Genomic DNA, 14,719 nt, shown 5'->3' on the forward strand with positions numbered 1-14,719 from the left:
TGGTAGAAATAGATAAAGATGCCAAAGGAGCTTATGCATGAAGACATTGACGAACACAAGCAAAATTGTAGATTGCACGATTCGAGACGGCGGTCTCGTAAACAATTGGGATTTCAGCGTTGAGTTTGTCCAAGGACTTTATGAAGGGCTGAATGAAGCAGGGGTAGAGTACATGGAGATTGGTTATAAAAACTCTCCCAAGTTGCTAAAAGGAGCAGATAAAGCAGGACCATGGCGCTTTTTGAATGATGATTTTCTGCGTAAAGTGATCCCGCAAAAAGGAACTACGAAATTATCTGCTTTAGTTGATATTGGCAGAGTAGACGAAGCTGATATTTTACCTCGCAGCGAAAGTATGCTGGATTTAATTCGTGTTGCTTGTTATATCAAGGATGTGGACAAAGGTCTAGAGCTTGCACAGACATTCCATGACCGCGGTTACGAGACAACGCTGAATATCATGGCTCTTTCTAACGTGATGGAGAATGAACTCTTAGAAGCTTTTGAAATGATTAATGAGAGTGTTGTAGATGTAGTCTACATCGTAGACTCATACGGCAGCCTGGATCATAACGATATGAAATACCTCGTTGAAAAATTCAAAAAGCATCTTCCTAATAAACGACTTGGTGTACATACACATAACAATATGCAGCTAGCTTTCTCAAATACACTGATTGCCTCAGAACTTGGTGTAGAACTTCTTGATGCATCTGTATACGGAATGGGACGTGCAGCCGGCAATTGTCCGACAGAACTGCTTATTGCTCATTTGAAGGGAACCAAGTACAAATTGCGTCCGGTTCTAAACGTGCTGGAGAACTGGCTTGTGCCTTTACGGGAAAAGGAAGAATGGGGTTACCTTCTGCCTTATATGGTCACAGGACATCTTGATGAACATCCTCGTTCAGCAATGGCTCTTCGAGCTTCGGAAAGCAAAGATCAGGTCGTAGATTTTTACGACAAGCTCACTACACCCGAAGTTAATTTTGAATAGATAACCAATTCGCAAAAAAAATTAGCTTATAACCAGGCGCTCTATGTGGATTCACATAGAGCGTTTTTCTTTGTGTTTAATCGTTTTGTTATGAGTCTTTAGAACTATAAATTACGTTGATATGCATCGTTGTTCACAAAAAAAGATACACGATCTGCTTAAAAAATGGTATTATAGTCCAGGAAAGTGGAAGGGAATTGTTGAAATGTGTCAAATTAGAATGAATATTGAGCAAAAGTAAGTTGGTTTTAGATATAGATGAATGGAGGCATGGAAAATGTTATGAACTTAAAAAGTGGATATTACAAATCCATCAAAATGGTGACAGCGGGTTTGTTCTTATGTTTGCTGACTCCTTGGATACCAGGTTCATTATCATCAATCGTAAATCAAGAATTTTTTCATCTATTAGGTCTTGGAATTTCATTAGTTTCGATGATTATTTGTTTATCTGCTTATAACCAGAGCAGAATGCAGGCAAAAGGGGATCGAACCAGGAATGGTCAATACTTTTCTTACGTCTTCTTTGCGGGAGGACTGCTTGAACTTTTGCTGTTTCTTTATTATGGGGAAATAAAGATCGGCTATAAACTGTTGGTGGATTCCATAGATGTACTTGTCATTATTTTTATGGCTCGCTTAATCTGTGTGGTGTGTATGTTGTTTCTCGGATTTAAGCTGCCTGCAAAGCAAAAGCCATTCCCAAGATGGGTAAGTATTACGATGGGGACCCTGTATATCAGTTTTCTTATGTTGGTTCTATACAATAACGGCATAACAGAATCTGTTCTTAGCCGTTCTGATCCGTGGGCACAGTCGATCAATTCAACTCATTATGTTATGCATGCATCGCTTCTTTTATTTTTTGTGTTCGCGTTAGCCGGTATTATTTTCTCACGAAAGAAGCGCAGTAAGGAAATTAATTTCCGGCTGATCCTGGGCGTTTGTTTTTGTATTATAAGCCAAAGCTTTATACTTCAAGTTACTTATGTTCAGGATGTATACTTTACCTTTTCGATGTTGTTTCAATTGATTTCGTATATTATTTTTCAAAATATTTATTATAACGTCTATATTAAGAGTCCGTTAGAAGAACAAAAAGTAACAAGAAAAAAATTAGACTACATGGCTCATTATGATGAGACCACTGGGCTTGGTAACCGGAGATCTTTGCTTCACTATGTGAGTGAATGTCTAGAAAAATTAGAGGCTGATGGGGCACTGTTAGGTTTGCTTGTTATTAACATTAGTCGATTTAAGATCATTAATGATTCCCTTGGTTATATACTCGGGGACCAGCTGTTGAAACAGACAGGGGAACGCTTGCTTAACGATCAAGGGGGAAAAGAAGTGTTTTCTCTTGGAGGAGATCGATATGCAATCGTTTTGACCGGAATAGAAAGCGTAGAAATGTTACATAATCGGGTTTATGAAATTTTAGAGCGTGTAAAAGATCCTATTTTTATAAATGAACGAGAACTATACATTACCCCTTCGGCAGGAGTTAGTATATATCCTTATGATGGTGCTAAGCCGGACGAACTTCTTCGTAATGCAAATACAGCTTTATATTTTGCCAAGAATGAAGGACAAGATTTCAATAGATATACCTTATCTATGAAGAGAGAAGCTCAAGAGAGCTTACAGATGGAACACGATATACGCAAAGGCCTAGAACGTAATGAATTCTATCTTGAGTATCAGCCGCAGATGAATCTCGCTACCGGTGAAGTGGTTGGAGTTGAAGCGCTTGTTCGGTGGAACCATCCGGTGAGAGGACGTATATCACCCATCGATTTTATCCCGATTGCTGAAGAATGCGGACTTATTGTCCCGCTCGGAGAATGGGTGCTTAAAGAAGCGTGTCATCAGAACCGAATGTGGCAAAATCAAGGATACAAACCTTTGACGATATCCGTGAATTTATCGATCCAACAATTTCAGGAAGTACAGCTTGCAGAACGAATTGAGCGTGTGTTGCAGGACACAGGCCTTGACCCTGTATACTTAGAACTTGAAATAACAGAAAGTACGATGTTTGATATGACGCAAGGCATGAGAGTACTCGAACGTATTAAAAAGCTTGGAGTGCAGATCAGTATTGACGATTTTGGTACAGGATACAGTTCACTTCATTATCTGAAAAATCTGCCTATCGATCGTCTTAAAATCGATCAGTCCTTTGTGCGGGAGCTGATGGTAGATCGGAACAATAAAGCAATCGTATCCACGATTACCTCTATGGCAAAGCATCTTCAGCTCAAAGTGACTGCGGAAGGGGTAGAGAACGAAGACCAGCTTTTATTTTTACAAGAACAGCACTGTAATGATGCGCAAGGTTATTTCTTCAGCAGACCGCTTGCATCGATTGATTTCGAATCTCGGTTTTTAAAAGCTATCGCCTAAAATGATTCTCAAGGGATGCTCAGCACATGCATTTATTTTTTGTTTGCCTGAACTGCATGTGCTGTGACTGAGAAAAATACATTGTAGTTATAAACTTAGGGTTGCAGAGAAAGCAGAGTTATGATATATTATTTCTTGTCACTAATGAATGGCGCTCATTCATTTGACGGGACGTAGCTCAGCTTGGTAGAGCACCTGGTTTGGGACCAGGGGGTCGCATGTTCAAATCGTGTCGTCCCGATCGTCACTGTGCGGGTGTAGTTCAATGGTAGAACTTCAGCCTTCCAAGCTGATAGCGTGGGTTCGATTCCCATCACCCGCTTCATAGTAAGAGTCTCTTGCCTAAGGCAAGGGGCTTTTTTTGTTTTCCAAGAACCTAATTCATAATCAATTATAACCAAAGCTTTAGTATAATAGATTTACGATCGTTTTATTTTACATAATGAGGAGGAATGAGCGGGAAATGGAAGGTGAATATGGATCGGCAACAGCCGTTTCTACGGCAACTAATTTCATCTTGGAGCAGGAAACAGCCTCTACACGTACCTACCGGACATACCTAAGACTGAGAGAAACAGGTCAGCTTGATTTAAAGTTTTGGCATAGTAATGCGGTAGACTCGACTTGGGATGTAGGGAACACGGCAAAAGGAAGTATGCCTGGCGGTGTGTGGGTTATTGAAAGCGCTTATGTAGCGGTCAGTGGGCATAAACGAGATGGCAGTATTATACCTGGCAGCGCAGAAAAGGTGACATTTGATGGAGAAGTGAGTAAAGAAGTCACTCCTGCAGAGAAGTTCTGGAGTGATTCAGTACATATAGATGTTCCGGCAGGACATGATTTAGTGTTCTCATGGACAATTTCAGCTCCAGCAGGAAAATCATTTCCATATAATACGGAGGGGCTGCTTGTATCTGCTTTTGAAGCAGAGGGGAATAAGGCAGATGAAGAAGGTGCGCTCTTTACAGCTTCTGAGAATCGGCTAGTTCTGCCTGCTTTTATAGGATATAAAAGACAACGGAAGGAAGAGATTGTTTTCTTGGGAGATTCCATAACGCAGGGAGTAAGAACAGGGCAGGACGGCTATGAGTACTGGGTTTCTCGCATAGCTGATGGTCTTGGTCCTGAATATAGTATTTGGAATATCGGTTCCGGATGGGCAAGAGCCTATGATGCAGCAACGGACGGCCCGTGGCTTGCTAAATCCAAACAGGGCAGTATCGTGGCCATTGTCCTCGGGGTGAATGATATGGATATTGGAAATCGAAGCACAGATGAATTGCTTGCGGACTTATCATTTATTATCCGAAAAATAAAGCAAAATCCCGAGCGAAGGGGTGTGCGGGTGGTCTTATTTACGGTGCCGCCGTTTAATTTTACAGAGGATAGAGAGAAAGTGTGGCGAACTGTCAATGAAACGATTCGGACGTGTCAACCCGAAGGAACGGATGCAGTGTTTGATATTGCCAAAGTTTTATCCTGCCCTGCACCACAGGAACACCGGATTCAGCCTAGATTTATGAGTAATGAATTTGACCCGCATCCAAACGGCATTGCGGGAAAAGAAGTCGCAGATGCTTTTCTAGAGTGGTTTCGCGAACAAAATTTATGAAGCGCAAAAAATTACATGTTTAGAAATAAATGATGCTGTGCTATACTAACTAACAATTAAAGATGAATGAGAGGTAACCACACGTCCCATGAAGTAAAGCACATGAAATCCTACGGATAACTGCAAACCGATGGTGAAGCAGGTTAGCTGTTTGCGGCTGACGACCCTAGGATAAGTGTGCCTACATTCAGTCATGGGAATGGTGTGGTTTTTTTGTGCTTTTTGTACCTTGAATAAGTTCTGTTCATTAACTATGGCAGAGTAAGGTAGCACATTTAGACCTGGACTTATTTTACCTACCACCCATCTTTAGGTGCATTCATTTCTATAGGCTCTCGTCTTCGCTGCAGGCTGCTTGCTTGCAGTGTTTTAGCTTGCGCGAAGAGAAAGAGGGAGATATTCATATGACGACACTAATTCATATGCATGAAATAAGTAAAGAATGGAACGGTAGACAGCTGTTTGAACATGTAAATATGGAAGTGAACGAGCATGAGCGAATTGCTATATTTGGCCGTAATGGATGTGGTAAAACGACCTTACTGCACATTTTGACGGGAAGCGAACAGGCATCAGAGGGGACGCTTACCATTCACTTAGAACAGGAAGAGATTGGATTTATGCGGCAAGATTTCAAAGCAGATGCGGTGGAATCAGTACAAGAAGTTGCCTATAAGGAAAGCGGGGCTTGGGGAAGCTTGAAACTGAAATTGCAGAAAGCGGAGGCAAACCTTGCATCAGGCGATCAAGATAAGATCTCAGAATTCATGGAGCAGTATGAACAGATTACGGAACAATATGAAGTACACGGCGGCTATGCTAGAGAAATAGAACTTGAAAAAATGATGACGCACCTTGGGATTGGAGCAGAGTTATGGAACCGTCCTTATGTATCACTCAGTGGTGGGCAAAAGACTAGACTGCGTCTAGCCGCTTTATTAACCAGAAAACCGCGTCTTCTTATTCTGGATGAGCCAACCAATCATCTGGATCAAGAAAGTTTGATTTGGCTTGAAAACTGGATTTTATCTTATGAGGGCACCCTCATATTTGTCTCACACGACCGGACATTCTTAGATCATGCAGCGACATCGATCTGTGAACTCAGCAAAGACGGTGTTCGTAAATATCCCGGAGGATATGAAGATTATAAGAAGCAGAAGAAGCGTGAGGGCAAAGAGCAGGAAACGAAGTATCGCAAACAAGAACTTGCAAAAAAAGCATTAGAAGAATCCATTCGTAAATATCAGGAGTGGTTCGTAAAATCTCACAATAATGCAGGTAATGTGACTGAAACGAGAGCAGCTGCAAGCTATTACAAGGCGAGAGCGAATAAAAACATATCAAGATATCATGCCAAGCAGAAACAGCTGGAACGATTAGAAGGAGAGCGTGTGGAACGACCGCGTTTGGAACCGAAAGTCAGTATGGAACTCAAGGATGGTGAGTTCGAAGCCCGCACTTTTGTTCAGCTTCAGGATGTAGAATATCGATACGAAGAAAGTGGAAAACCTGTCATCACAGGAGCTACTTTTTCGGTCCAACGCGGGAAGCGATTAGTCCTTCGGGGTCCGAACGGAGCAGGAAAAACAACACTGCTTAAGCTGATCACGGGTAGTTTGACCCCGCAAAAGGGAAATGTAGTTCTTCATCCGAAGACGAAGATCGGCTATTTCTCTCAGGAGCTGGAAGGTCTTCATACAGAAATGACATTACTGGACAGTTTACTCGTTAATCCCTATATGACGCAGACCGAAGCTCGTACTGTACTCGGTAATTTTTTATTCTCAAAAGATGATGCGTTTAAGAAGATAGGTGATCTGAGTATGGGGGAAAAATGCAGAGCGGCATTTATTCGTCTATATTTCAGCGGAGCAAACTTACTTGTTCTGGACGAACCGACTAACTATTTAGATATTGATACGCGCGAAGTGATGGAGACGGCTCTGCTTCGTTACGAAGGATCTCTGGTATTTGTATCCCATGACCGTACGCTTGTTAGAAAGATTGCTAATCAGCTGATTGAGCTAAGCGGGGATGAACAAGGTCGGCTCGATATATATGATGGAACTGTGGAAGAGTATGAAGACCATCTGGACCGCAAAAATAAAGCTCCGGCAGAGCGTGAGGAAGATAATCGGCGTATGCATTTGCAGCACCGTTTGCATGAATTACTGACAGGATCAGTCGTTTCAAATCATCGTAACGGTCAGCCTGCGGATGTAGAGTCTTACTACATGGGAGAGTCTGTTCTAGAGGAAATCCGCCAAATACGTGCACAGCTTGATGCATATGAGAAGAAGTAGTGCCTATTTTTGAGGCGAGGACTTGATTGGGACTTGTCATTTGCGTATAATAATGTAGCAAACAATGTAGAAAAACTAACGGAATGAAGCAAAGATTTGTGACGGCCTTTAGTTTCATCTATATATGAGATTTTTATGAGCAAAATGCATGGATGGAGAAGAGTACACAGTGCTTTTGTACAGGGAGGAAGCGCCGCTTAGATTGAGAGCGTTTCTACGAAATCAGGCTGTCGAAGTTCGCTCCGGAGCAGTTCCTTGAACAGCAGATAGGGTGTCTATGTAAATGCCTTATTTCATGGTCAGTAGAGGATACCGGTTCACGACCGTTACAAACGTGCTAAAGTGAGATTGAATTCGTACAGACTAGCTCGGTTTTATTATAAAACCGTAGATTTATTTTAGTCGTACATGAATCTAACAAGGGTGGTACCACGGTCTTTTCGTCCCTTTTTTGGGGGAGAAAAGGCCTTTTTTATTGGTCAAAATCTAAAGAGTTACGAAGGGAGTAACCGCAACATGAAAGAAAGATTGGAAGCACTGCAAGTTGAAGCTCTCGCTGAGCTTGCAAACGTAGCCGATGATAAGGCGCTAAGTGAAATACGTGTGAAATATTTAGGTAAAAAAGGAGCACTCACTGAGATTTTACGCGGTATGGGTGCCCTGAGTGCAGAGGAACGTCCGGTTATCGGGCAAGTGGCGAATGAAGTACGCGGTGCGATTGAGTCTGTTATTCAGGAAAAACAAGATGCTTTCCAAAAAGAAGAAACAGCAAGACGTCTTTCTAAAGAAAAAATTGATATTTCCTTGCCAGGACGCCGTATGCCTGAGGGAGGTCTTCATCCGTTAACAAAAGTAATTCAGGACCTTGAAGATATCTTCGTTGGGCTTGGTTACAAAGTAGCAGAAGGACCAGAAGTGGAAACGGATTATTTTAACTTTGAAGCACTTAACTTGCCGAAGAACCACCCAGCTCGTGATATGCAGGATTCGTTCTATATTACAGATGACATCCTCATGAGAACACATACTTCTCCCGTGCAGGTTCGTACCATGCAAGCAATGCAAGGTGAATCCCCGGTAAAAGTAATCGTACCAGGAAAAGTATATCGCCGAGATGATGACGACGCGACTCATTCCTTCCAGTTCCATCAGGTAGAGGGAATCGTTGTAGGCAAAAACATCCGAATGAGTGACCTGAAAGGTACCCTTTTGCAATTTGTTCGTGAAATGTTTGGTGCTCATACCGAGATCAGACTTCGTCCAAGTTTCTTCCCGTTTACAGAGCCGAGTGTAGAAGTTGACGTTACTTGCATTAAATGCGGCGGTGAAGGATGCAGACTTTGCAAACAAACAGGTTGGATTGAGATTCTTGGAGCAGGAATGGTACATCCAAAAGTGCTGGAGATGGGCGGATACGATCCGGCTGAATACAGCGGTTTTGCATTTGGTATGGGTGTTGAGCGTATAGCCATGCTGAAATATGGTGTGGATGATATCCGTCATTTTTATAACAGCGATATGTCATTCTTGAAGCAATTTGCAAGATTATAGATTATTCGTAATTACAAATAACAAGGTAAACCTATTTTTATAGAAGGAAGTGAACGTCCGTGAGAGTATCTACAGAGTGGTTGTCTGATTATATATCTCTTGAAAATGTAGCTCCGGAAGATCTGGCTGAGCGTATTACAAGAGCGGGGATTGAAATTGATGCAGTGGAAAACCGTAACCAAGGAATTACGAAAGTTGTAGTCGGTTACGTGAAGAGTAAAGAAAAACATCCGGATGCGGATAAACTTAATATTTGTAAAGTCGATGCAGGTCTTGAAGAAGAACTTCAAATTGTATGCGGCGCGAAAAATGTAGATGCAGGTCAAAAAGTACCGGTAGCTATGATCGGAGCCAAACTTCCCGGCGGTCTTGATATCAAAAAAGCAAAACTGCGCGGGGTATTATCCCAAGGGATGATTTGTTCTGCGAAAGAGCTGGGACTGAATGATAAATTGCTGCCAAAAGAACAACAAGAAGGCATTCTTGTTCTGCCTTCCGATCTTGAACCAGGTACGCCGATCGAACAAGTACTCGGTCTTAATGATCAAGTGCTCGAACTTGATTTGACACCAAACCGTTCTGACGCATTATCAATGATTGGTGCAGCTTACGAAGTGAGCGCGATTTTAGGCAGAGAAATTACTTTGCCAAAACCGGAAGAACAATTGACAGAATCGGGTTCCCCAGCAGCGGAGCATATCTCAGTAACGGTGAATGCGCCTGAGCTCTGCACTCACTACGCTGCTCGCTATATTACCGGAGTACAGATTGCTCCTTCTCCACTGTGGATGCAAAATCGTCTTATGGCAGCGGGTATTCGTCCAATTAATAATATTGTGGATATTACGAACTATGTCATGCTTGAATATGGACAGCCTTTACATGCATTCGATGCAGATAGCCTTGCTCACGGTAACATTGTTGTACGTACGGCAGCTGAAGGCGAAACAATGGTGACCCTTGACGGACAAGAACGCAAGTTGAAAGAAACGATGCTTCTTATTACCGATGGTGAAAAACCGGTTGCAATCGCAGGGGTGATGGGCGGAGAAAACTCCGAAGTAACAAGTAGTACGGTTAACCTGTTGCTCGAATCTGCTAAATTTGATGGAACAACGGTTCGTAAAACATCTCGTGATCTTGGGCTTCGCTCGGAATCTAGTCTTCGTTTTGAGAAAAATGTAGATCCGAACTCCGTCATTCCAGCACTGAACCGCGCAGCATCTCTGATCGCTCAGTATGCAGCGGGTACGGTACATCCAGGGGTTGTAGAATCTGCACCCGCTCAAACAGAAGAGCTTGTGATTTCTTTATCTACTGATAAAGTGAATCAATATCTGGGAACCCTGCTCACAACAGAAGAGATTAAAGCGATCTTCGATCGTCTTCATTTTGCATATGAGGTATCATCTGGTGATGAAATTAAAGTAACTGTTCCTACCCGCCGCGGTGATATTACCCGTGATGTAGATTTGATTGAAGAAGTAGCAAGGTTATATGGATATGACCTTATTCCAACAACCGTAATTGAAGGTCCAACTACACCAGGTTCCTTCACGAAGGAACAAACGATTCGCCGTGCGCTTCGCGCTCTTCTTTCAAATGGCGGTTATCATGAAGTGATCAGTTACTCTTTCGTAAATCCGGTGCGCGGTTCATTGTTCTCGGAACTTACCAAAGGCAGTCACTCTGTTAAACTGGCTATGCCGATGAGTGAAGAGCAAAGTGTGCTGAGAACTAGCATTTTGCCGCAGATGCTTTCCGCAGCAGAATACAACCGAAATCGTAAACAGGACAGTCTGGCACTTTTCGAGATCGGAAATGTGTTCTATACAGAAGAAGAAAGCTTGACAAAACAGCCGCGTGAAATTCCTGCACTATCCCTGCTTCTTAGTGGGAATCGTGTAGAAAAACAGTGGAATACGTCTGTACAAAAAGTAGACTTCTTTGATCTTAAGGGAGCTATTGAGACTATTTTTGCTTACCTTGGTCTTGATAAAAACGTGTCCTATGTTGCAAATGAACCGAAGGACTTCCATCCGGGACGTTCAGCCTCTATTTATCTAAATGTAGAAGGTAAAGATGCGATCCTGATCGGAACATTGGGGCAGGTTCATCCTGAAATTCAAAACAGCTATGATCTGGCGGATACGTATGTTGCCGAATTATCGCTTGAAGCAATCTATGAATATGCTAGACCTGCACTTGTGTATCGGGAGCTTCCTCGTTTCCCTGCTGTTGAACGTGATATTGCAGTTGTCGTTGAGGAGAATGTTGAAGCAGGAGCAATGCTTGCATCGATTCGCGATTCGGCAGGAGAACTGTTACAATCAGTTCAGGTGTTCGATATCTTTACTGGAGAAAAACTAGGTCTTGGTAAGAAAAGTGTTGCTCTTGCCCTGACATACCGTCACCATGAACATACGCTGACAGAAGAAGAAATTACAGCCGTTCATAGTAAAGTAGTAGAAGATCTTTCTACTCGTTTTGGAGCCGAACTCCGAAAATAAGGATATGACGAGCTTGACGTGTAAGTTTCTATGTTTCTCCTTTATTTTTTGAGGAATTAATTGAAGGAATTGCTCTAAGTCACATCGAATCCTTAAAGATAAAGGCTTCGATGTGACTTTTTGTTTAGGGATCTTTATACTTACACTTATAACCTAATAAATAGGGTTACATCATCTAAGAATCAACATACAGACTTGAAGGAGGGCACAACTGTGACTACACCTGATCGTACACGCGTTACCGTAGAGATCTACGGAACTACTTATAAATTGGTCGGCAGCAGTGCCGAATATATGAAACAAGTGGCCAGTATGGTCGATGAAAGAATGAACACCATTTCTAAAAATCATGCCAGACTGGATACTCCAAGACTTGCAGTACTCACTGCAGTACATATGGCAGAAGAGTCTCTTCAGGTTCAGCAAGTAAAGAATGAACTGAAGATGGTCACTGGTGAACGTACTCAGCTTGTTACTGAGCTGGATAAACTCAAAACGACTTATGAACAACAAAAAGAAAAATTAGAGCAGTTTGAAACGGCTGCGAAAGAGATGGAGAAAGAAAAGCAATCTGCTCAGCAAGCACTGGCTCAGCTTGAGAGTGTTCGTGCCGAAGAACAAAAAGCACTCAAAGCTCAGCTTGAAGAAGCTCTTGCGAAGGTTTCACTTCGGGAGGGAGAATTAAAACAGGCGAAGCAAAATAATACGGAACTCTCTACTCGTATGCAGCAGAACGATAAAAAGTGGCAGCAACAATTATCGGACAAACAAAAAGAGCATACGGCAGCGCTTGAGGCTCGGCGTAAGGAAGTGCTGGCTGAAGCAGAGCAAAAGCAGAAGAAACTTCAAGAAGAAGCAGATCAAAAGCAAAGGAAACTTCAAGAAGAAGCAGACGCAAAAGTGAAAGAGCTGAATGTACTCCTGAGTCAGCGTTCGGCTGAACTAAATAAAGTGGTTCAAGAACGTAAAACACTTGAAACTAAATTCCAGACCGATCAACAGAATTGGGAAAAACAACTTAAGGCAAACAAAGAACATTGGGAGAAACAGCTCCAAACAGATAAACAAAATTGGGATAAAGAACTTCAAATTAAACTTAAAAACCTTACGGAGCAACACCAGCGTAAACAGCAGGAACTTGAGAACAATTGGCAACAATTGAAAAAAGACCTTGAGAAGAAATTGGAACGTAAGGAACAGGAACGTGCGGCTGCAGATCAAGCGCTGCAAGATTATAAACAGCAAGCTGCAGAAGAATTACAAACCATGCAGGAACTGGCTGACACCGAAATTCGTGAAGCTCGCACCGCAGCTGACGAACAGATTCGCCTTGCAGAAGCACAGCTGCAATCGAAGCTTGAACAATGGCAAGAACAGCATGCGCTTGATATCGAATCCATCAAAGCAGAGGCTCAGGCAGAAGCAGAGAAGAGTATTAATGAAGTTATGGAAATGCTCACGGAGACCGAAGAAAAGCATGCAAATGTAATTTCATCACTTAAAGCAGATGCGCTAGAGCGTACAGAACAGCTGGAACATCGTCTTCAACAAGCAAATGATGATCTGGAAGCAGAACGCGAAAGATCAGAAGAACAGCTTCAAGAATTGAAGAAGGAAATGGAAGCTAAAGTGCAAGAGGCTGAGCGCCTTGCGTTGGAAGAAGCAGAGAAAGCCGAGACAGAAGCGTATGAACTGTACAAAACAGAACTGAATAACACGAAACAGCAAATGATGGCTGATCATGATAAGAAAGAGCAGAAACTTCTTCAAGAATTGGCTCAATTGCAGGAGAGTCTCGAAAACGAGCGAAAAGAAGCGAGTTTACAGCTTGAAGAAGCGATGAGGGTACTATCTGAAGAAGAAGAAGGGCGCAAACAATTGACGGCTGTATTAGAAGAGGAGAAGGCTCGAATCCAGAAACTTGAATCTTTGAATGTTGCTGCGGAAGAGAACATTTCAAAACATACGCGCCGAATACAGGAACTTGAACAACAGATTACGGAAACCAAAGAAAACAGTGTTGCTCTGCAGAGAAAGCTTCATGCAGCTGAACAAGATCGTTCGAAAGCACAGGAAAGAATAGAAGAGCTGAAACAAAAAGTACAACAAGCAGCTGAAAGGGAAACAGCGAGTACTGCGCTCATCCGTAAATTGCAGGAGCAACAAGCGACTAGCCAGCAGGAATTGAATAAAATGAAACAAGCGGGAGTCAAAGCGGAAGAGGAACAGCGCCGATTGCAAAAAGTACTCGAACAAGCTCATGCGGCAACCCGTAAATTACAAAGTGAAATTGCAACACTTACGGAAAGTGAAAAAAATTGGAGAATCATTGCGGAACAAAGAAAACAGGAGATTAGTCAGCTGGAGAATGACGTCTTAGAAAGTGCAGAGCAATTGGAGTCTGCAGAAGCGCGTCATCGCGAATTACAGCAGAAGCTGAATAGCGCTCAAGAGGAAGCACAAAAAGCGCAACAGCAGGCCGATCATCTTAGAGAACAGTTGTCTGTTCTTGACGGTAAGTATGCTGAACTGAATGATCAATTTGAATCTTCTGTAGAAGAGGCTCAGCAGCATCTTCAAATGTCAGAGCAATACGAACAAGAGTTGCAGCGGCTTCGTAAAGATCTAAATATTCGTGAAGCTGAACTGAAAGATACCAAAGAAGAAGTGAATAATACGCAGTCTCTGCTCAATAAAGCTGAAGAAGAAGCGATTGAATGGCAATTAAGATGTGAAGAGCTTACAGAAGCGGAGTCCAAGCTTCAGCAGGAACGCAAACAATTGGAAGAGGAACAGAAACAACTTCGCAGTCAACTTAGAGATTGGGCTGAGAAAGAACAGGAATGGACAAATCAGCAGGAGCGAATGGATCAAGAGAATAAGGAACTTCAGCGCGAATATCAGTATCTCATGAACCAACAAGCTGATTGGGAAGCAAATCGCAAGCATCTAGAGGAAGAAGTGAAGAGCTGGCAGAAACAAATTGCAGCTGGTAATGATAGATTGCTTGAATTATCCTATGAGAAAAATGAAGCGATCTCTCGTTCTTCTTCACTCGAAAGCGATAAAAAAGCACTTGAAACCGAACTTCAGGAAATTATGGAGCGTTATGAAATAACCGCACACCAGTTGAGGCTCCTAGAAGTTGAACGTGAAATGCATCAAGATAAATCAGAAGATTTGGCGAGTGAATACCGTAAACTGCAAGAAGAGTATGCTAAACTCCAAACGGAGTATAATGAATGGATTGAACTGATTGAGCAGGATCAAAACTAATGCAGCTTTTATTCACTAGAAGAAGCATTGTATAATTCATTGTAAAAGACCCTCGTGCCAG

Annotated in this window: 7 protein-coding genes and 2 tRNA genes; all 9 read left to right on the forward strand. The window is 42.4% G+C overall.

Features of this window, described 5'->3' with window-relative positions; all coding sequences use genetic code 11:
- Nucleotides 1-37: 37 nt before the first annotated feature.
- Nucleotides 38-997: an aldolase catalytic domain-containing protein gene (locus tag QPK24_RS07110; protein ID WP_285747392.1), complete on the forward strand. Its 960-nt coding sequence runs from the start codon at nucleotides 38-40 to the stop codon at nucleotides 995-997.
- 282 nt (nucleotides 998-1,279) lie between these two features.
- Entirely contained in the window at nucleotides 1,280-3,403 is a 2,124-nt protein-coding gene (locus QPK24_RS07115; protein WP_285747394.1) for a putative bifunctional diguanylate cyclase/phosphodiesterase, read from the forward strand.
- A 167-nt stretch (nucleotides 3,404-3,570) separates the two neighbouring features.
- Nucleotides 3,571-3,644: transfer RNA gene (locus QPK24_RS07120), tRNA-Pro, on the forward strand.
- Between the two features lie 10 nt (nucleotides 3,645-3,654).
- Nucleotides 3,655-3,725 (forward strand) — tRNA-Gly (locus QPK24_RS07125).
- A 141-nt stretch (nucleotides 3,726-3,866) separates the two neighbouring features.
- Complete coding sequence (locus tag QPK24_RS07130; protein WP_285747396.1) at nucleotides 3,867-5,015, forward strand: SGNH/GDSL hydrolase family protein; 1,149 nt, start codon at nucleotides 3,867-3,869, stop codon at nucleotides 5,013-5,015.
- Nucleotides 5,016-5,419: 404 nt separating this feature from the next.
- A complete protein-coding gene (abc-f, locus tag QPK24_RS07135) occupies nucleotides 5,420-7,321 on the forward strand; it encodes a ribosomal protection-like ABC-F family protein (protein ID WP_285747398.1) in 1,902 nt (633 codons plus the stop codon).
- 516 nt (nucleotides 7,322-7,837) lie between these two features.
- Nucleotides 7,838-8,872, forward strand: coding sequence for a phenylalanine--tRNA ligase subunit alpha (gene pheS, locus QPK24_RS07140; RefSeq protein ID WP_285747401.1), 1,035 nt, complete (start codon nucleotides 7,838-7,840; stop codon nucleotides 8,870-8,872).
- Between the two features lie 59 nt (nucleotides 8,873-8,931).
- Nucleotides 8,932-11,382: a phenylalanine--tRNA ligase subunit beta gene (gene pheT, locus QPK24_RS07145; protein ID WP_285747404.1), complete on the forward strand. Its 2,451-nt coding sequence runs from the start codon at nucleotides 8,932-8,934 to the stop codon at nucleotides 11,380-11,382.
- A gap of 213 nt (nucleotides 11,383-11,595) precedes the next feature.
- Nucleotides 11,596-14,658 (forward strand): hypothetical protein, encoded by a 3,063-nt coding sequence (locus QPK24_RS07150; protein WP_285747406.1) that lies wholly within the window; start codon nucleotides 11,596-11,598, stop codon nucleotides 14,656-14,658.
- The last annotated feature ends 61 nt before the right edge of the window (nucleotides 14,659-14,719 follow it).

It is taken from the genome of Paenibacillus polygoni, assembly GCF_030263935.1.
GTDB classification, from domain to species: domain Bacteria; phylum Bacillota; class Bacilli; order Paenibacillales; family Paenibacillaceae; genus Paenibacillus; species Paenibacillus polygoni.